The sequence below is a fragment of the Streptococcus sp. 27098_8_186 genome, assembly GCF_041432055.1.
Taxonomy (GTDB): domain Bacteria; phylum Bacillota; class Bacilli; order Lactobacillales; family Streptococcaceae; genus Streptococcus; species Streptococcus dentalis.
This window is the reverse complement of sequence record NZ_JAPVYV010000011.1, coordinates 1-20,066: the sequence shown is the minus strand read 5'-3', so window position 1 is coordinate 20,066 and position 20,066 is coordinate 1. Positions and strand designations below refer to the sequence as shown.

Below are 20,066 nucleotides of genomic sequence, written 5' to 3'. Positions count from 1 at the left end.
GAAATTCTTCTGAATCGTTTTGTATTTAAAGTTCACTATCTGACAAGCTAAAGGTATCGCCGTGTTGCAAATCTCCGTACTGGTAGCCCCGTTTGAACCAGCGCATGCGTTGCTCTGAAGTTCCATGGGTAAAGCTATCTGGCACCGAGTAGCCGTAAGCTTGCTCCTGGAGAGTGTCGTCACCGACCGCATGGGCCGCATTCATGGCTTCTTCGATATCACCGATATCTAGAAGGTTTCGGTCTTGAATGGAACGGGCCCAGACACCTGCTAGATAGTCGGCTTGCAGCTCGATGCGGACGCTGATGGCATTTCGTTCCTTTTCAGAAAGTCCTTGCTGCATACGATGGTATTTGCCAAGGATGCCCAGCTCATTTTGTACGTGGTGGCCGACTTCGTGGGCGATGACGTAGGCCATGGCAAAGTCCCCGCTGGCCTTGTATTTGCTTGTCAATTCCTTATAGAAGCTCATGTCCAAATAAATTTTCTTGTCGGTTGGACAGTAGAAGGGACCAGCCGATGCTTGCCCAACCCCACAGCCTGTCTTTGTCCGTCCGGTATAGAAGACTAGCTTAGGCTCTTGGTAGGTCCGTCCTTCGGCTTGAAAGACCTTGTGCCAATGATCTTCTGTTGTCCCAAGGACTTTGCTGACGAACTGGGCATCTGCATCGTCTACATGGGTCTTGTTGGTGCGCGTGACTTGGGTGGACTGGTAAGGCTGAGAAGAAGTCCCATTTCCAAAGAGACCCCCAAGGCTAGCTCCCCCTCCTAGAAGAACCATGAGAAGGATGATGATGATTTTACTCTTGAAGCTTCCGGGCGATAGCAAAATTTGTAAAATGCCCCCGCCAAGGTTACTGTTACCGGAAGACTGGGAGTAGCTTTGCCCTCGACGGTCTTCGATATTTCTACTTTCTTTTAGGTTATCACTTTTCATATTCGTCTCCTTTTATTTTATTTTACCAAAAATGAAGTGAAAACCTGAGTGATAACGCTTTAGATTTACTTTTTTCTTGACAGAAGGTTTTCTGTCCTTGTCAAAACGTGGAAAACTTGCTATAATGAGGTGAACGGAGGCGTTATGGCATTAAAAAAAGCAAGTCTAGCGTGTACGGTTTGTGGGTCACGCAATTACTCCATTAAGTTGAGTGGGACGCCAAAACCAACACGTTTAGAAGTTAATAAATTCTGCAAACATTGCAGCAAATATACCATCCATAAAGAAACACGATAGGAGAGAGTTGTGAAATTCATTAAAGATATTTTCGTCTTACTAAAAGATACAACTTGGCCAAATCGCAAGGAAAGATGGAAAAACTTTATCTCAGTGATTGAGTACACCGCTTTCTTTGTTGCATTGATTTATTTATTCGACAAAGTCATTGCACGTGGCCTATTGCACATGATCAATTTCTTTTAAGAAAAGAAGCCATGAGGCTGGGCAAAAACTGTCCAGCCTTTGATGTTTGATAGGAATAACTACAAGACGCAGTGGCTGATTGCTCAAAGCACTGCTTTGAGGTGGCGGATAAAACTTGCGAAGCAAGTATCCTAAGTCTTTGTTCGCTTTTCAACCTCTTCAACCTCTTTAAATTTCTTGGAATTCTTTCGCACTCCCACTTTTGTGCTCTTTTCTAAAAAATAAATCAGCAAACCTCTTTGCATTCCTGCAAAATGTGGTATAATGAAGCTAGGAAAAGGAAAGCCAAGAGGCTTTTTTTAGTGTGTTCACAAAAGCTCGAGCAGGCTAAACAGAAAGAAAGGATGCCCAAATGGACAGTTTTGATAAAGGCTGGTTTGTATTACAAACCTACTCAGGATATGAAAACAAGGTAAAAGAGAATCTTTTGCAACGTGCGCAAACTTACAATATGTTAGAAAACATCTTGCGCGTAGAGATTCCGACTCAAACCGTACAAGTTGAGAAAAACGGTAAAACAAAAGAAATCGAAGAAAACCGCTTCCCAGGTTATGTCTTGGTAGAAATGGTCATGACAGATGAAGCTTGGTTTGTTGTTCGGAATACACCGAACGTTACTGGTTTCGTTGGATCCCACGGGAACCGTTCAAAACCAACTCCATTGTTGGAAGAAGAAATCCGCAGCATCTTGCTCTCTATGGGTCAAACCGTTCAAGAGTTTGATTTGGATGTCAAGGTGGGCGATACAGTTCGCATCATCGACGGTGCTTTCACAGACTATACTGGTAAGATCACTGAAATTGATAACAACAAGGTGAAAATGGTCATTTCTATGTTCGGTAACGATACGGTTGCAGAAGTAAACTTGAACCAAATTGCTGAATTGTAAGAAAGCGAGAACCCTCCAAGAAAAACTTGGAGGGTTCATTTCTTCGATGTTATTTCAGATCGGAAATAACTTTTAAGTACTTGATAGTTGCAGCAGATAGGACAATTACGATTTTATCATTTTGAGGGGAACCTTGGTTTACATAGAGTATTTGTTAGGATTTTTTGAGGTGTGCTTGGCATAGAAGAGGAGAGCTTTAGGAAAACCATCATTAAGAAAGGACCCAAAGTGCAACAAAAAACCCCTATTGCTAGGGGAATTTTTAAAAGATAAAAGATGATAAAAAATTTTATTATCAAGGCGGTAGACGGATTTGAACCGACGATCAAGCTTTTGCAGAGCCGTGCCTTACCACTTGGCTATACCGCCATAACATATAATATTGTAACCTAAAAAACAAGATAGGTCAAGAAAAACTTTTTGCTTCAAATTATTGTAGATGAAGAATGGTGAAAAAATCTCTCAAATAACTTGCGAATTCTAGTGATTTCTGCTATACTTATAGAGTTGTCTAAGACAGCAAATACTCATCTCGGATCCATTGTGGCACCGTTGCCCTTGTGGTCGTGCTGCAAGTTGACGTCTGAGAGAGGAGAAAAAAACAAAAAAGGAGAAACTACTCATGGCAGTAATTTCAATGAAACAACTTCTTGAGGCTGGTGTACACTTCGGTCACCAAACTCGTCGCTGGAACCCTAAGATGGCTAAGTACATCTTCACAGAACGTAACGGAATCCACGTGATCGACTTGCAACAAACTGTAAAATATGCAGACCAAGCATACGACTTCATGCGTGATGCAGCTGCAAACGATGCAGTCATCTTGTTCGTAGGTACTAAGAAACAAGCTGCTGATGCTGTTGCAGAAGAAGCTGTTCGTGCAGGTCAATACTTCATCAACCACCGTTGGTTGGGTGGAACTCTTACTAACTGGGGAACAATCCAAAAACGTATCGCTCGTTTGAAAGAAATCAAACGCATGGAAGAAGATGGAACTTTTGAAGTTCTTCCTAAGAAAGAAGTTGCATTGTTGAACAAACAACGCGCTCGTCTTGAAAAATTCTTGGGCGGTATCGAAGACATGCCTCGTATCCCAGACGTAATGTACGTTGTGGATCCACATAAAGAACAAATCGCTGTTAAAGAAGCTAAGAAATTGGGTATCCCAGTTGTAGCGATGGTCGACACAAACACTGACCCAGATGATATCGATGTTATCATCCCAGCGAACGATGACGCTATCCGCGCTGTTAAATTGATCACTGCGAAAATGGCTGACGCTGTTATCGAAGGACGTCAAGGTGAAGACAGTGTTGCTACAGTAGAAGCAGAATTGGCAGCTACTGATGGTCAAGCTGATTCAATCGAAGAAATCGTTGAAGTTGTAGAAGGCGACAACGCTTAATTTCATTCAATAAGTAACGAACCTAAGAGGGCAGGGCTCAGCCCGACCCTCTTATTTTATTAAAAAATATAGGAGAACAAAAATGGCAGAAATTACAGCTAAGCTTGTAAAAGAATTGCGTGAAAAATCTGGTGCCGGTGTCATGGACGCTAAAAAGGCATTGGTTGAAGTTGAAGGTGATATCGAAAAAGCGATCGAATTGCTTCGCGAAAAAGGTATGGCTAAAGCAGCTAAGAAAGCTGACCGTGTTGCCGCTGAAGGTTTGACTGGTGTTTATGTCAATGGTAACGTTGCAGCAGTAGTTGAAGTAAACGCTGAAACTGACTTCGTTGCGAAAAACGCTCAATTCGTTGAATTGGTAAACGCAACAGCGAAAGTGATCGCTGAAGGTAAACCAGCTAACAACGAAGAAGCTCTTGCTTTGACAATGCCTTCAGGTGAAACTCTTGAAGCTGCATACGTATCTGCAACAGCTACAATCGGTGAAAAAATTTCATTCCGTCGTTTTGCTTTGCTTGAAAAAACAGATGCACAACACTTCGGTGCTTACCAACACAACGGTGGACGTATCGGTGTTATCTCTGTAATCGAAGGTGGAGACGAAGCACTTGCTAAACAAATCTCAATGCACATTGCTGCAATGAAACCAACTGTTCTTTCATATAAAGAATTGGATGAACAATTCGTGAAAGATGAATTGGCACAATTGAACCACGTCATCGACCAAGATAACGAAAGCCGTGCAATGGTTGGTAAACCAGCTCTTCCACACTTGAAATTCGGTTCAAAAGCACAATTGACTGACGAAGTGGTTGCTCAAGCTGAAGAAGATATTAAAGCTGAATTGGCAGCTGAAGGTAAACCAGAAAAAATCTGGGATAAAATCATCCCAGGTAAAATGGATCGCTTCTTCTTGGACAACACAAAAGTTGACCAAGCCTACACTCTTCTTGCACAAGTCTACATCATGGATGACAGCAAGACAGTGGAAGCTTACCTTGAATCAGTAAATGCTTCAGTTATCGAATTCGTTCGTTTTGAAGTTGGTGAAGGTATTGAAAAAGCTTCAAATGACTTTGAAGCAGAAGTTGCAGCTACAATGGCAGCAGCTCTTAACAACTAAGAATAAAAAAAGAGGTTTCGAAGGAAACCTCTTTTTTGTAAGATAAATTCATCTAAATAACTTTCCTTAGGTGAGTACGGACGTAAGCGAACTTCAAAGAAGTTCCATGACTAAATTAAGATACAAAGGGCGTTCGCGGATAAAGTCAAAATAGGAAGTTTGATGCAGAATCTTTAGATTCTAGGAAGACTTATCTTTTTGACACGATCCGCAGCCCGTGTTCAATTCGTTTTGAATCCATTCGCTTTTCAAATTTTAGGCTCATGCTAAAACAGTTCCCCGAACTGTTTTACTTCCAAAACTCCCGAGTGCTAGAAACATGATAGTTTCTAGCACTTTTCTCACAGCGGAAAGTTTTAGTAGATGACTGAGTAATTCTAATAAATAAATTTTTTTGTTTTATAGAATTTATTAGATTTGAAAAAAACAGTTTGTCTATACTCTTAGAGGAACGGAAACTTCTTTTTTGTAAGTAAAAACTGAAGCCGTTGCTTCAGTCTTTTGGTTAATGTGCGAAGGTATCGATTCCTAAAAGTAGGGAAAGGGTTCCCATGATGAGGCCGGCTAGGATTACCCCTAGCATGACAGCAAGACTACTGCGTTTGAAGTCCCAGTCAAGGATGGAAGCAGCAAGGGCACCAGTCCAGGCTCCAGTTCCGGGAAGAGGAATTCCAACGAAAAGCAACAAGGCCCAGAAAATACCTTTATCTCCCGCAGCTTTCTCTAATTTTTGTCCGCCTCTATGCCCCTTATTTAGACACCAGCTAAAAAAACCTCCGATGACTGGTTTTTTTGCGCCCCAGGTGAGAATATGGCGGGCGAAAAAGAAGATCAGAGGGACGGGGAGAAGATTTCCGATCACTCCGATCAGGAGTGCTGTCCATAAGGGAATGCCATTTGCAATGGCAAAAGGGATGGCTCCACGCAACTCAACGAGAGGAACCATAGAGATCAGGAAGGTAAATATATATTTCATTGGTAATGCCTTTCGATTAGTCTTCTTTATTCTATCGTATCTTCTTCTAATTGGCAACAATTCCAGCTTTGGAATGATCTTTTTAAATCTTTTATCTTGACTTTCTGATGGAGGAAGCATATAATAAAGACATAGTTAATTAGAATCATTATAAAAAGGAGAAATAACATGACAACTATGAAACATGAAGCAGCTACTGATGTAGCAACTTTTGCGCCTTCTAATAAAGAAACTCTTCCAGAAACAAAAGCCCTCTTGAACCAAGTGGTAGCAGATCTCTACGTGGCTCACATTGCTCTTCACCAAGTACACTGGTACATGCGTGGACGTGGCTTTATGGTCTGGCATCCAAAAATGGACGAATACATGGACAGCTTGGATGCAACCTTGGATGAAGTGAGCGAACGCTTGATCACTCTTGGTGGTGCGCCATATTCTAGCATGACTGAATTTTTGGAACACAGCAATATTGAAGAACGCCGTGGAACATTTACAAAAAATGTAGAAGAAAGCTTGACTCGTGTTCTTGAAATCTTCCATTACCTTGACGGCCTTTACCAAAAAGCTTTGGATGTTACTGACGCTGAAGGCGACGATGTAACCAACGATATCTTTGTTGGGGCTAAAGCAGAACTTGAAAAGAACATTTGGATGGTGGCTGCTGAACTTGGTCAAGAACCAGGATTATAAGATCATAAAAAAAATAGAAGCCGTTGGCTTCTATTTTTTTGCTTCGTAGGAGATTTCCACTAATTAAAGGAGTTCTTAATCTAACTATAGTTGGAGCGAAATCGAGGCCTATCGCTCCTATTTTTTTGGTATAGTTAATATGTGATTTTCTGTAAGCGTTCGCAGGTATAAGAAAGCGCTTACAAATTGAATGGTTAATCCTAAGAGGAGGTTTTTATGGGAAAGTCTTTTTTTGAAAAGCGTCCTGTTTTTAGTATTCGTAAGCTCTCAGTTGGAGCTTGTTCTGTTGTGATTGGGATTTCTGCCTTGGGTCTTTCAAGGGTCCATGCGGAAGAAAAGCCAGCCCTCGAAAGTGAGCCGACTTCAATGGAGGCACCAGGTGTTGTGACGGGAAACTCAGAAACGAAAGTTCCTGAAGCTGTTGCAAGGGTTTCAGAAGCTCCAGCTGTCATCACCCCTACCAGAGCTGAGGAAAAGCCAGCGCCTCAAGACGAAGGCCAGCCCGTTTCAGTTTCATCTGAGCGTGGTACAGGAACGGAAGCAACAGCTGCTCCAGATCAAAATCGTGTAGCGGAGGATATTGTGCAAGATCGAGAACGTGATTTTAATAAAGATTGGTATTTTAAATTAAATGCGGCTCCTGGTGCAGAAGGGCGTCAAGTGGATGTCAAGGATTGGAAAAAATTAGATCTTCCTCATGACTGGTCTATTTTCTTTGATTTCGATCACAACTCTCCTGCTCAAAATGAAGGGGGGCAATTAAACGGAGGGGATGCTTGGTATCGAAAGACCTTCCGTTTGGACGATAAAGATCTAGATAAGAAGGTCCGCTTGGAATTTGGCGGGGTTTACATGGATTCCAAAGTCTATGTAAACGGACAATTCGTCGGTCATTATCCAAATGGCTACAATGCCTTTTCTTATGATATTACTCCTTATTTGAATGCGGATGGAAGCGAGAATACCATCGCCGTTCATGTGGTCAATCAACAACCAAGTAGCCGTTGGTATTCTGGTAGCGGGATTTACCGGGATGTTAAGCTGATTGTGATGGACAAGGTTCATTTAGCGCAGTATGGGACTACGATTACGACCCCTCAGTTGGAGAAACAGCAAGATGGGGCAGTGGATACAGTGGTGAAGAGTCGCATTGTCAACCAGGATGATCAAGCCCATAGTATTTATGTGGAATATGAAATTGTCGATCAAAATGGCCAAGTGGTGAGCGAAAAAACACGCAGTGAAGCACAAGCTGTTCTAGCAGGTCAAGAAATCAACCTATCTCAAACCCTCCATGTTGAAAAACCAACCCTCTGGGATGTGAAAACGGATCATCCAGCTCTCTATACCTTGTATACGCGTGTTTATCGGGATTCGCAGTTGGTCGATGTGCAAAAGGAACGCTTTGGTTATCGCTATCTGAACTGGACGCCAGAAGGTGGCTTCTTCCTGAATGGGGTGGCGACGAAATTCCACGGGGTATCCCTTCACCATGACCACGGGGCTCTTGGAGCTGAGGAAAATTACAAGGCTGAATACCGTCGTCTCAAACAGATGAAGGACATGGGAGTCAATGCGATCCGGACGACCCACAACCCAGCCAGTGAACAAACCTTAAAAATTGCAGCTGAGTTGGGCTTGATGGTCCAAGAAGAAGCTTTTGATACCTGGTATGGTGGCAAGAAACAATACGATTACGGTCGTTTCTTTGAAAAAGATGCCACTCACCCAGAAGCTCGTAAGGGGGATACTTGGTCAGATTACGATCTACGGACCATGGTAGAGCGGGGCAAGAACAATCCAGCTATTGTCATGTGGTCAATCGGTAACGAAGTCGGTGAAGCAGATGGATCAGACAAATCTGTCGCAACTGTTCGTCGGTTGGTCAAGACCATCAAAGACGTGGATGCAACCCGCTATGTCACTATGGGAGCTGATAAATTCCGCTTTGGTGATGGATCAGGAGGCCATGAAAAGGTAGCAGCAGAGCTCGATGCGGTTGGATTTAACTATTCAGAAGCCAACTATGAAAGCTTACGGGCCAAACATCCAAACTGGCTCATTTATGGATCAGAAACCTCTTCTGCAACGCGGACACGGGGCTCATACTATCATCCTGAAAGAGAATGGGTCGGCAGCAACCAAGAAGACCGCCATTATGAACAATCAGACTACGGCAATGACCGGGTTGGTTGGGGTCGGACAGCAACCGCCTCTTGGACCTTTGACCGTGATCATGCCGGCTATGCAGGACAATTTATCTGGACCGGTACGGACTATATCGGTGAGCCAACCCCATGGCACAACCAAAATGATACACCTGTGAAAAGTTCTTATTTCGGTATTGTAGATACTGCCGGCCTTCTAAAGAATGATTTTTACCTTTACCAAAGTCAATGGGTATCGGCTGAGAAACATCCAATGGTGCATCTCTTACCACATTGGAACTGGGACAATCCAGAATTAGCCAATCGTGTCATGGATGAAGAAGGACGGATCCCTGTTCGTGCCTTCTCCAATGCCCGCAGTGTGGAATTGATTGTCAATGGGAAATCACAAGGAGTCAAGACCTTTACTAAGAAGACCACAGCAGATGGCCGGACCTACCAAGAAGGGGCAAATCCGGATGAACTCTATCTAGAGTGGTTAGTCCCTTATGTACCAGGCAAGGTGGAAGCTATTGCCCGCAACGAAGCAGGAGAAGTGATTGCCCGCGATCAGATTAAAACAGCTGGGAAGCCAGCCGGTGTTCGTCTGTTGAAAGAAGAACACGCCATTGCAGCAGACGGCAAGGATCTGACCTATATTACCTATGAAATCGTCGATGAAGAAGGTCGTGTGGTCCCAACTGCCAATAACTTGGTGCATTTCCATCTGCATGGACAAGGTCAAATTGTCGGTGTCGATAATGGGGAACAAGCCAGCCGGGAACGCTACAAAGCGCAGGAAGATGGCTCATGGCAACGTCGGGCCTTTAACGGCAAAGGGGTTGTCATTGTCAAATCAACGGAGCAAGCAGGTGCCTTTACCCTGTATGCAGACTCAGACCGCTTGCAGTCAGACCAAGTCAGCCTCTTTACTGGTAAGAAGGACCAGGAAGAACGCTCTGTCTTGGGAGTCGAACCGGTTCGAACTCAAGTGTACTTGGGACAAAATCCTGAACTTCCAAGTCACGTATCTGTTGTTTATAGTGATGGCAAGGCCCAAGAAGAAGCCGTTGAATGGGATGCAGCAGACTATAGTCGTGCTGGCCAAGTCCGGGTGACAGGTCATGTTCAAGGACGGACGGTCGAAGCTCTGGTCGATGTGATCGGTGTGGAGCAAGTCCTTCCAGTTATCAAACAAATCCCACAGGGAGCAGATCTAGCGACAGTGGATAAGACTGTGCAATTGGTCTTCACAGATGGCCGAACAGTTAGCTATGAAGTTGATCAATGGACCTTGGAAGCTGGTCAAGAAGATCAGTTGTCCACACCAGGTGCTCGCTTGAAGGCGACAGGTCTCCTAGGCAATGGGGAAGCCGTCCAAGCGACGCTAGTGGTTGCAGGTGGAACAGTCAGCAAGGCTAAGAAACCAACTGTGCAGCTAGATGGGGTAGCCCTTCCAAAATTTGGTAGTGGCAATCATACTATTTTCCGTCCGCTGGCTTATGGGCAAGAGCCTGGTCAAGTCACAGCAAGTGCAGAAAATGCCCAAGTGACGGTCCTACAAGCTAGCCGCGAAAATGGTTTGAAGGCTCAAATCTTTGTGGCTGCTCAGGATACGGGAGCTGTCCAGACCTATGTGGTCCAATTCCAAGAAGAAAGTCCACAGATCCAGCGCCTAGAATTGCGTCTGCCAGAAGGACAGGAACTCAAGGAAGACCAAACGGTACCACTTGAAGTCATTGCCCATTACCAAGATGGTAGCCAGGCAAGTTTCAAAGCAGATCAAATCGATGTGAAGACAAGAGCTGGTAGTCAAGGAAAAGCGGTCGCAAGCAAGAAAGGTTTGGAACTACGGGAAGCAGGATTGATTCATTTACAAGCTAGCTTCCAAGGACAAACAGGGGAATTAACCTTTACCATCACGCCAAATCCAGAAGAAAAGACAGTTGTCAAGGTGCGTCCTGTACGGATCAGCACCGATCGAAACGTTTTGCCAGCTCTTCCAGAGACCGTCTTGGTCGAGTATGATAAGGGATTCCCGAAAGAAAAACGTGTGACCTGGGATGCCGTAACCGCAGATCAAGTCAAGGATTATCATAGCTTTACAGTCACAGGTCATGTAGAGGGTGTGGAAAAAGAAGCCCAAGCTCAAGTAACGGTTGAAGGCATTATCGCTGTAGAAGAAGTCAGCACGACAACGCCAGTTGGTGAAAAACCAGCCCTTCCAGAAAGCGTGCGGACTTATCACTCCAATGGCAAGACCTATGCTGCCAAGGTGGCCTGGGATGCGGTCGATCCGCAACTCTTGGCCCAAGAAGGAGAAGTTGTCCTAGCCGGTCGTGTAGAAGGAACCAACCTTCCAACCCGTCTTCATATTCGTGTTTCTAGCACCACAGTCAAGGGAGCCAATGTAGCAGAGCAATGGACAGGATCAGTCTTGCCACTCGCCTTTGCAAGTGACTCTAACGATGCGGATCCAGTTGCTAAGGTCAATGATAAGGTCATCTCCTTTACCGATGCTCCAGCTAACCGTTGGACCAACTGGGGCCGTGACAATGCGGAAGATTCTGTTGGTATCTTGTTTGGAGATTCTGGTATCTTGACCAAGCGAGCAGTGGACAACCTCCATGTTGGTTTCCATGAAGACCACGGCGTTGGGGCTCCAAGTGAGTATGTGATTGAGTACTATACAGGGGAACAAATCCCAACTGTTCCAAGCAATCCAAATCGCGTCAAAGACGAAACAGACCATCCATTTAACAATCCAGCCAACTGGAAAGAAGTCAGCAACCTAACCGTTGAAGAACCGGTAGCAGCTGGCAAGATGAATCATTTCAGTTTTGATAAAGTCGACACCTATGCCGTTCGGATCCGCATGAAGACACCAGAAGGCAAACGTGGAAGCTCTATTTCAGAGATTCAGATCTTTGCCAATAAGGTTGCGGCAGAAGAAAAGAGCCAGGTGACCATTCGTGTCAACGGTGAGGTTTTACCAGGAGTTAATCCAAGTGTGACCGATTACTACATCGATGCGCGTGATCGGGCTTATCCACAAGTGGAAGCGACAGCTAGCCATAACGGTCTTGCAACGGTTGTGCCAAGCGTCCATGAAGGTGAGCCAATCCGTGTCATCCATAAAGCAGAAGATGGTACTATCTTACAAGAATACCGCCTCCATCTCACAAGTGATGCAGAAAAACTGAAACAAGCTGCTCCAGTAGCAGTAGAAGCAGGCAGACGTTTTGTAAAAGTCGGTCAAGATCTAGTTCTACCATCTACAGTAGGTGTCTACTTTAAAGGGGACGCAGGTTATGAACGCAAGGAACTGACGGTGGACTGGAAGCCTCTACCAGCTGATGCACTTTCTCATGAAGGCAGCTTCACGTTAGAAGGGAAAGTCCTCGGCTATGATCTGACAGCTCAGCTGACCGTCCGGGTGTCAGAAAAGACAGGAGAAATCCTCTCTGTGAACCGTGACTACAATGCAGAGGATACCAGAGCATTTGCTAGTGAAACCAACGATCTCGATCCAAATCAAATCGACTATATCGATTACATCAATGATGGTGGCTACAACGAGTACTACCGTTGGACCAACTGGAAGAGAGAGCCGGATCAAACAGAAGTGTTTGCTGGTCTCATCTTCAAGAAAAATGGTCAAGTAACAGAGCGCTTAGTCAATAAAGTAGCGGTCGATTTCTTTGCAGATCAGGAAACCGGTCTGCCAACGAAAACGGTTCTTGAACGCTACATTGGTCCAGACTTTGATGTTCCGGATGATTATGGCAATCTGAAGAATCTTCCAGATCATCCATTTAACCAGGCCTCTAACTGGGAAGAAATCCCGTACAGCTTGGATTATGCCTTTGAGCCTGGTTATATCTCTAACCTCAGCTTCAACGAAACCAGAACGAAAGCCATCCGTTTAAGAATGGTCCGTGATGAACATCTAAAAGGAATTGGAATCGTTGAATTGAGCGCCTATGCTCCAACAGAAGAGGCCCAGGCAACAACTGACGTTACGATCCAAGTGAATGGCAAAGACCTAGAAGGTTTTAAACCAGATGTGACAGATTATCATCTAGAGTATGAGGGAGAACGTCCAATCGTTTCAGCACAAGGCAAGAATGGAACAGCCGTTACGGTCATCGATGCTAAAAGTGCCAATGCTCCGGTTCTTGTCAAGGTTGTCTCAGAAGATGGCAAGCTCGAAAAAGTATATCAACTTTCTCTCTCCGCAAAAGCACCTACAGGCTCAGCCATTCCTGAAGAAGGGGTTAAGAATCTGGTCCATACCAAACCAGAGTTGGTGATTGAGCCAGAAGAGATGGACTTTGAACGCTTAGAACGTCCAAATGCGGATCTTCCAAAAGGTCAGAAACGTGTGGTTCAAGAAGGTCAAAAAGGCCGCAAATTGCGCTTGGTGGAAGTTTCTCAAGAAAATGGTGTGGAAAGCCGGAAGGAACTGGATGCCTTTGTAGAGCTAGATCCAGTGGCAGAAATCACAGAGGTGGGCACGAAAGAAGTACTTCCAGACACTCCACAACCAGAGCCACAACCGCAACCGCAGCCAGATCCACAACCACAACCGCTTCCGAACCCAGAGCGTCCTCATGTCTCAGAAGGACCAGTAGCTACCGCAACTCCTCAAGCATCTCTTGAGGTCAAAGCGGTGCGTCAGGAAGGGACAGATGCAGTAGGGAAGGAAGTCGAGAAAACAGCTCAAACACCAGCAGTTTCAGCTGCTCCAGTTTCCGAAGGTAGATTACCAAATACGGGAACGGAAGAAAGTGTCGCAAGCCTCGTTGCTGGAATCCTAGCGGCGGGCCTTGCCAGTGCTGTGCTGGACGATCAGAAAAAAAGAGCCAATAAGGCCAAGTAAAACAGCTAGAGAAACTAGCAAAAAACGGTGAAAAGTTCACAGGTAAAAGAAGGAGGATGGGGAAGCCCCACCCTCTTTACCTGGTGACATAAAGGAATAGAATATGGGAAAAAGATTATTTGATAAGATTGGCATTCGTAAACTCTCAGTAGGCGTCTGCTCGGTAATCGTAGCGACTTGTTTTTTAGGTGTCACTACCAGTTACGCAGAGGAATAAGCTGAGAATAGTGAACCACGTGAAGAACGGGTTGAAACGAGCGATGTCGATCATCAAGGAAAGGAGGAGAAAACTATGAACGAGCACCAAGAAGAATCAGAACAGCCCTCACCAGCTACTAGTGAGAAAGAAAATCGCACAGTTGGCCAAGGGACAGAAGCAAGCCAACCAGTCGCTTCTCTAGATGAGGAGTCTGAGATTGTGGATTACGGACCGCTTCCAAGCAAGGCCCAAATGCAATACCACCGCGAAGAACTAGCGGCTTTCATCCACTTTGGGATGAATACTTACTACGATCGTGAGTGGGGAGATGGGCAAGAAGATCCTTATTATTTTTATCCAGAGCATCTTGATACCGATCAGTGGATCAAAACCCTGAAGGATACTGGCTTTAAACGGACTATCATGGTTGTCAAGCACCACGATGGCTTCCTCTTGTACCCTTCCAAATACACCGACCATACCATTGCCAAAAGTGGTTGGAAGGATGGAAAAGGTGATGTCCTAGCCGAGGTTTCTGCTTCTGCCAGCAAGTATGACATGGACATGGGGGTCTACCTCTCGCCTTGGGATGCTCACAGCCCACTCTACCATGTGGATACAGAGGACCAATACAACGAATACTATCTCAACCAGCTTAAGGAAATCCTTGAAGATCCAAAATATGGGAATAAGGGTAAGTTCGTAGAAGTCTGGATGGATGGAGCGCGTGGCGATGGGGCTCAAAAGGTCACCTATACCTTTGACAAGTGGTTTGAAGCCATTCGCAAGGCCCAAGGGGATATTGCTATCTTCTCTGCTGAGCCCACCAATGTTCGTTGGATTGGAAATGAAAAGGGGATTGCAGGAGATCCGGTTTGGCAAAAGGTCAATCCAGATAAGATCCGCAACAATCCATCTAATAGCTACCTCAATCACGGGGATCCGGAAGGGAAGCAATACTCAGTGGGAGAAGCCGATGTCTCTATTCGCTCCGGCTGGTTCTACCATGACAATCAAGAGCCTAAGTCCTTGCGCGAATTGATGAACATTTACTTCAAATCGGTCGGCCGTGGAACCCCGCTTTTGCTCAATATTCCACCCAATCAAGATGGGAAATTTGCGGATGCCGATGTGGCCCGTTTGAAAGAATTCCGTCAGACCTTGGACCAACTCTACAGTGTGGACTATGCGGCAGGAGCTTTGGTCGAAGCTGAATCGACACGATGCAATCCGCTCTACAAGGCCAGCCATTTGACAGATGGCGATGAAAAGACCAGGTGGGCCCCCGCTGATGATGCCAAGAACGGTTCTTTTGTCCTCGATCTTGGAAAAGAGCAACACTTTGATGTGGTAGAGCTCAAGGAAACGATCGAGAAAGGCCAACGGATTTCTGCTTTCACCATTGATGTGGCAGTGAATGGCCAATGGGTTCCTTATGGGGCTGGCTCAACCGTTGGATACCGCCGTTTGATCAAAGGGCAACCGGTTGATAGTCGCTATATCCGGGTGTCCATCACCGATGCCCAAGCTACTCCAATCTTGAACGGAGTCTCTGTCTATAAGACGCCAGCTAGCATTGAAGAAACCGATGGCTATCCGCTTGGTTTGACCTATTATTCTGACCGGACAGCTGAGCGGGCCAATGGCCAATGGAATGAAGAGGGAGAAGGCGTTCGAGGCACCTCTATGTGGACCAAGGAAAAGGGAGCTTCCGTAACCTATCAGTTTGAGGGCACCAAGGCCTATGTGGTCGCAACCGTCGACCCTGGTCATGGGGAAATGGATGTCTATGTCGATGGACAAAAGCTAGCGACGGTCAATACCCAAAGCTCGAGCCGCAACCGCAGCCAAAAGGTCTATGAAACACCGGACTTGGCAACAGGATCCCACACCTTGACCTTGGTCAATAGCAAGGGAGATGCGATCGCAATGGAAGGGATTTATGCCCTCAATAATCAAGAAAAGGGGCTCTTTGAGTTTGCTCAGCCAACCCTAGCTGTTAAGAAAGGCGACCCAGCGCAAGTCGTCGTCAAGAGAAAAGGTGGCTATAAAGGAAGTGCCAGTCTTAAATTGATCACAGAACCAGGAACAGGGGTTCATGGCAAGGTCTACAAAGATACCAACGTCACCCTTGAGTTCGCAGATGGCGAAACGGAAAAAACAGTCCAAGTCCCAACCCTTGATTTTGTTGGAAAAGCGAACGATGTCTATGACTTTAAGGTCAAATTGTTGCATCCAGATCAGGGAAGCCTGGTCGGTTTTATTCCAGATCTGACAGTCCAAGTGATGAACGAGGACTAGCTGCCAAAAAATCGCAAAGCAGTGGATGACCAAGAACCGAAAATGCATGATATTGAAGGCTGGACAAAAACTGTCCAGCCTTCACTGTTTGATAGAAATAACTGTATGACGCAATGATTGAGTGCTCAAAGCACCGCTTTTGAGGTGGCAGATAGGGCTTGCGAAGCAAGTTTCCTAAGTTTATGTACACCTTTCAAGTTCCAAAGACGACCTATGGTGGCAGAAACAATATTTTCTTCAATCTCAACCTTCAACAGTCTCTCAGGCTGTTGAAGTTATGTGGGGTGGGAAAATTGAAAAGGTTTTGGGAACTTTTTCAACCGTTTTCAATTTCAAGAGTTCTTTCCTACTCCCTTATTTTTCTCCTTTCCTTAAGAGATTCCTATTTCCATAGAGTCTTTGCTTTATTTACAGCCGTAAAAATTGTATAATAGTCAAATAAGGTCAATGATGAGAAGGAACACTCCAAGGCCATTTTTTATGGGCCAAAGAGCAGAGCATCCATCTAGAAAAAAACAAGTCAGAAAGGAGCATCATGGCAAATAAGAACACATCTGATAGCATTGAAGCTTATATCAAGGCCTTGCTGGCTCAAGCTGGCATGGCAGAGCTCAAAAGAAGTGAGTTAGCCGATGTCTTTCAGGTTGTACCCAGTCAGATTAACTATGTCATTAAGACCCGCTTTACCGAAAGCCGAGGGTATATTGTAGAAAGTAAGCGCGGTGGGGGTGGCTATATCCGCATTGGCAAGGTCCAGTTTTCAGATCACCATCAGATGCTCCAAGACCTGGCAGCCAATATTGGAGAGACCATCAGCCAGCAGGTCTTTAATGATATCCTCCAGATGCTCTATGAAGAAAAATTATTGACAAAACGTGAGGCTCAGCTCTTGCTTGCGACAACCTCCGATGAGGTCCTAGGTCGAGATGCTCTCATCCTACGAGCAACGATGCTGAAAAAAATCATTCAACAAGTAGATAGAAAAGGAAATACCGACTAGATGAACTATTCAACAGCACTGTTAGAAAGTATAGAAGCGGCCCAAATACTAGCAGGGCACTATCAGGGGAACACCTTAGATACTTGGCATCTCTTGACGGCTATGGCCAATAATCCCTATAGCGTGGCAGGTTCTGTACTTAACGATTATCCTATGCAGATCGATGAGTTTCAGGATGCAGCGGAGCATATTACAGGCCAAGCTTTTCAAAGCGACAATCGGTATGAAATCTTCCCATTTTCTTATCGGATGGAAGCCATTATGAAGCACGCAAGGGAGATTGCCCAGGTTCTTCATGCCAAGACCTTGGGAACAGAGCATGTGCTCCTCTCTCTTCTAGCAGACCGTGGGACCTTGGCGAGCCAAGTCATGGAATTTGCCGGATTTGCCTTTACAGAGCAAGACAAGGGAGTTCCTATCGCCTCCCTTCGAAAGAATCTTGAGGACAAGGCAGGCTGGGATAAGAATGATATCAAAGCCATTCGGAGCCTTTATCGGGCCCAAAATCCTAACCGTCAAACCATGGGAAATATGATGGGCATGCCCCCAAGCACCAGTGGAGGTCTTGAAGATTATACCCGTGATTTGACGGAAATGGCGCGTGCAGGCCAGCTTGAGCCTGTGATTGGTCGGGATGCAGAGATTTCACGCATGATCCAAATCCTCAGCCGCAAGACGAAGAACAATCCTGTATTGGTGGGAGAGGCAGGGGTCGGAAAAACCGCCCTTGCATTAGGTCTGGCCCAGCGTGTCGCTAGTGGCAATGTTCCAGCTGAAATCGCGCAAATGCGTGTTCTTGAATTGGATCTCATGAATGTCGTTGCAGGGACGCGCTTCCGTGGGGACTTTGAAGAACGGATGAACAATATCATCCAGGACATCGAAGAAGACGGTCACGTGATTCTCTTTATCGATGAACTGCATACCATTATGGGGTCAGGATCCGGTATTGATTCAACCTTAGACGCAGCCAATATTCTAAAACCAGCCCTGGCACGAGGAACCTTGCGTACAGTTGGAGCAACGACACAAGATGAGTACCAAAAGCATATCGAAAAAGATGCAGCCCTTTCTCGGCGTTTTGCGAAAGTCACCATTGAAGAGCCAAGTGTTGCAGATAGCATCCAAATTCTCCAAGGCTTGAAAGAAACCTACCAGGACCACCATCATGTGACCATTACCGATGAAGCGATCGAAACAGCTGTCAAATATGCCCACCGCTATTTGACCAGCCGTCAATTGCCAGATTCAGCCATTGATCTCTTGGATGAAGCGGCAGCTACTGTACAAAACCGAGATTCCAATGGTCACGTAAAAGAAGAGTTGACCGCCTTAGACCGGGCTTTGATGGATGGCAAGTGGAAGAAAGCAGCCCAACTCTTAGAAGTAGAGGCCGCTCCCATTGTCTACAAAAAAGAAGTCACTGACCAAGATGTCTTGGTGACCTTGAGCCAATTATCTGGTATTCCAACTCAAAAACTGACTCAAACCGATGCCAAGAAGTACTTAAACTTAGAAACAGAATTGCACAAGCGCGTGATTGGTCAAGACCAAGCCGTTTCGAGTATCAGTCGGGCTATTCGACGCAATCAATCAGGTATCCGTAGCAATAAACGTCCGATCGGTTCTTTCATGTTCCTAGGACCTACCGGTGTCGGAAAAACAGAGCTAGCCAAAGCTTTGGCGGAGGTTCTGTTTGATGATGAATCGGCCCTCATCCGTTTTGATATGAGTGAGTACATGGAAAAATTCGCGGCCAGTCGCCTCAACGGAGCCCCTCCAGGCTATGTGGGCTACGAAGAAGGAGGCGAGTTGACCGAGAAAGTCCGCAACAAACCATATTCAGTTCTCTTATTTGATGAGGTGGAAAAAGCCCACCCAGATATTTTCAATGTCCTTTTGCAAGTCTTGGATGACGGAGTCTTAACCGATAGCAAAGGCCGGAAGATTGACTTCTCCAATACCATTATCATCATGACCTCAAACCTGGGAGCAACAGCCCTTCGGGATGATAAGACCGTTGGCTTTGGTGCCAAAGATATTCGCTTTGACCAAGCCAATATGGAAAAACGCATGTTTGAAGAGTTGAAGAAGACCTATCGTCCAGAGTTTATCAACCGGATTGATGAAAAGGTGGTCTTCCATAGTCTCTCAAGCGAGGACATGCAGCAGGTGGTGAAAGTCATGGTCAAACCGCTCATCGCGACCTTGGCTGAACAAGGCATGACCCTCAAATTCCAGCCTTCAGCGCTCAAGTTGCTAGCAACCAAAGGGTACGATCCAGAAATGGGAGCTCGCCCACTCCGTCGTGTCTTGCAGACCGAAGTGGAAGATCAACTAGCAGAGCTATTGCTGAAAGGGCAAGCCCAAGAAGGGCAAACGATCAAGGTTGGAACGACAGCTGGAACGATCAAGTTTGAGATTGTCTAGGAGGACGTCATGACGCTTCAGCGATTAACCCGTATTTCGCTTTTGGCGGCCCTTTGTGTCGCTCTACGTCAGGCTTTTGCCCCTTTTCCAAATGTCCAACCTATTTCGGCCATCTTTTTTCTATTGGTGATGTTTGAAGGGTATAGCTTTGCTTTTCTTGTGATGATGATCACCATGTCTGTCTCCGCCTTTTTCCTGGGGATGAGCCTGATTGTGTTCTTTCAGATTGTCGCCTTTGGCTGTTTGATGCTCATTTGGCGCATCAGTTACAAGTGGTTGCCTTTTGTCCTTCAGGTCCTTTTTGTGGGCCTACTGTCCTTTGCTTATGGGGTCTTGATCGATAGTGTTTATGCCTTGATGTACCATATTCCTTGGTGGACCTATGCTTTGGTCAATGGTTTTAGTTTTAACCTTGCCCATGCTCTATCGACGATCATTTTCTATCCCATTATCTATCAAATCTTTAGGAGATTTTATGTTGAAAAAAACCATTTCTAGCTTGATGACCTTACTTGCAGCTCTTCTTTTATCGAGTTGCGCTCCGTCTCATAGTACAAACAATCAAACAACTGCTTCTAGCACAGAAGTTGCCAAGAAAAACGAA

At 45.5% G+C, this 20,066-nt stretch carries 12 protein-coding genes, 1 tRNA gene and 1 pseudogene; 11 read left to right on the top strand and 3 right to left on the bottom strand.

Annotated elements, in window-relative coordinates:
• Positions 1-25 precede the first annotated feature (25 nt).
• Positions 26-937, bottom strand: a complete 912-nt coding sequence (locus O3602_RS09035) for a neutral zinc metallopeptidase (RefSeq protein ID WP_003002131.1) — start codon at positions 935-937, stop codon at positions 26-28.
• A 144-nt stretch (positions 938-1,081) separates the two neighbouring features.
• Here O3602_RS09035 and rpmG point away from each other — a divergent pair, with 144 nt between their 5' ends.
• From rpmG to nusG, 3 genes are all read left to right on the top strand, one after another.
• Positions 1,082-1,234 (top strand): 50S ribosomal protein L33, encoded by a 153-nt coding sequence (gene rpmG, locus O3602_RS09030; RefSeq protein ID WP_003009043.1) that lies wholly within the window; start codon positions 1,082-1,084, stop codon positions 1,232-1,234.
• Positions 1,235-1,243: 9 nt separating this feature from the next.
• Positions 1,244-1,420, top strand: a complete 177-nt coding sequence (gene secE / locus O3602_RS09025; RefSeq protein WP_003002261.1) for a preprotein translocase subunit SecE — start codon at positions 1,244-1,246, stop codon at positions 1,418-1,420.
• 352 nt (positions 1,421-1,772) lie between these two features.
• The gene (gene nusG, locus O3602_RS09020; RefSeq protein WP_003002077.1) at positions 1,773-2,309 is read left to right on the top strand and encodes a transcription termination/antitermination protein NusG; all 537 of its coding nucleotides are present in this window, start codon (positions 1,773-1,775) and stop codon (positions 2,307-2,309) included.
• 298 nt (positions 2,310-2,607) lie between these two features.
• Here nusG and O3602_RS09015 read toward each other — a convergent pair.
• Positions 2,608-2,678 (bottom strand) — tRNA-Cys (locus O3602_RS09015).
• A 253-nt stretch (positions 2,679-2,931) separates the two neighbouring features.
• On the opposite strand from O3602_RS09015, the gene rpsB reads away from it, so the two are divergent.
• Both rpsB and tsf read left to right on the top strand, forming a co-directional pair.
• Positions 2,932-3,714, top strand: coding sequence for a 30S ribosomal protein S2 (rpsB, locus tag O3602_RS09010; RefSeq protein ID WP_151379259.1), 783 nt, complete (start codon positions 2,932-2,934; stop codon positions 3,712-3,714).
• 82 nt (positions 3,715-3,796) lie between these two features.
• Positions 3,797-4,837 (top strand): translation elongation factor Ts, encoded by a 1,041-nt coding sequence (gene tsf, locus O3602_RS09005; protein ID WP_003001949.1) that lies wholly within the window; start codon positions 3,797-3,799, stop codon positions 4,835-4,837.
• 505 nt (positions 4,838-5,342) lie between these two features.
• Here the strand turns inward: tsf and O3602_RS09000 are convergent.
• A complete protein-coding gene (locus O3602_RS09000) occupies positions 5,343-5,813 on the bottom strand; it encodes a small multi-drug export protein (RefSeq protein ID WP_003012690.1) in 471 nt (156 codons plus the stop codon).
• Between the two features lie 168 nt (positions 5,814-5,981).
• Between O3602_RS09000 and O3602_RS08995 the strand changes: the two genes are divergently transcribed.
• The 6 genes and pseudogenes from O3602_RS08995 to O3602_RS08970 all read left to right on the top strand — a co-directional run bounded on the left by O3602_RS08995 (position 5,982) and on the right by O3602_RS08970 (position 19,960).
• Entirely contained in the window at positions 5,982-6,503 is a 522-nt protein-coding gene (locus tag O3602_RS08995) for a DNA starvation/stationary phase protection protein (protein WP_003001978.1), read from the top strand.
• 216 nt (positions 6,504-6,719) lie between these two features.
• Positions 6,720-13,532, top strand: coding sequence for an Ig-like domain-containing protein (locus O3602_RS08990; protein WP_371611520.1), 6,813 nt, complete (start codon positions 6,720-6,722; stop codon positions 13,530-13,532).
• A gap of 103 nt (positions 13,533-13,635) precedes the next feature.
• Positions 13,636-16,095 (top strand): annotated as a pseudogene (locus tag O3602_RS08985) (alpha-L-fucosidase); the annotation flags it as partial.
• Positions 16,096-16,567: 472 nt separating this feature from the next.
• Positions 16,568-17,032: a CtsR family transcriptional regulator gene (locus O3602_RS08980; protein WP_003002068.1), complete on the top strand. Its 465-nt coding sequence runs from the start codon at positions 16,568-16,570 to the stop codon at positions 17,030-17,032.
• Complete coding sequence (locus O3602_RS08975; RefSeq protein WP_003002263.1) at positions 17,033-19,462, top strand: ATP-dependent Clp protease ATP-binding subunit; 2,430 nt, start codon at positions 17,033-17,035, stop codon at positions 19,460-19,462.
• 9 nt (positions 19,463-19,471) lie between these two features.
• Complete coding sequence (locus O3602_RS08970; RefSeq protein ID WP_371611519.1) at positions 19,472-19,960, top strand: ECF transporter S component; 489 nt, start codon at positions 19,472-19,474, stop codon at positions 19,958-19,960.
• The last annotated feature ends 106 nt before the right edge of the window (positions 19,961-20,066 follow it).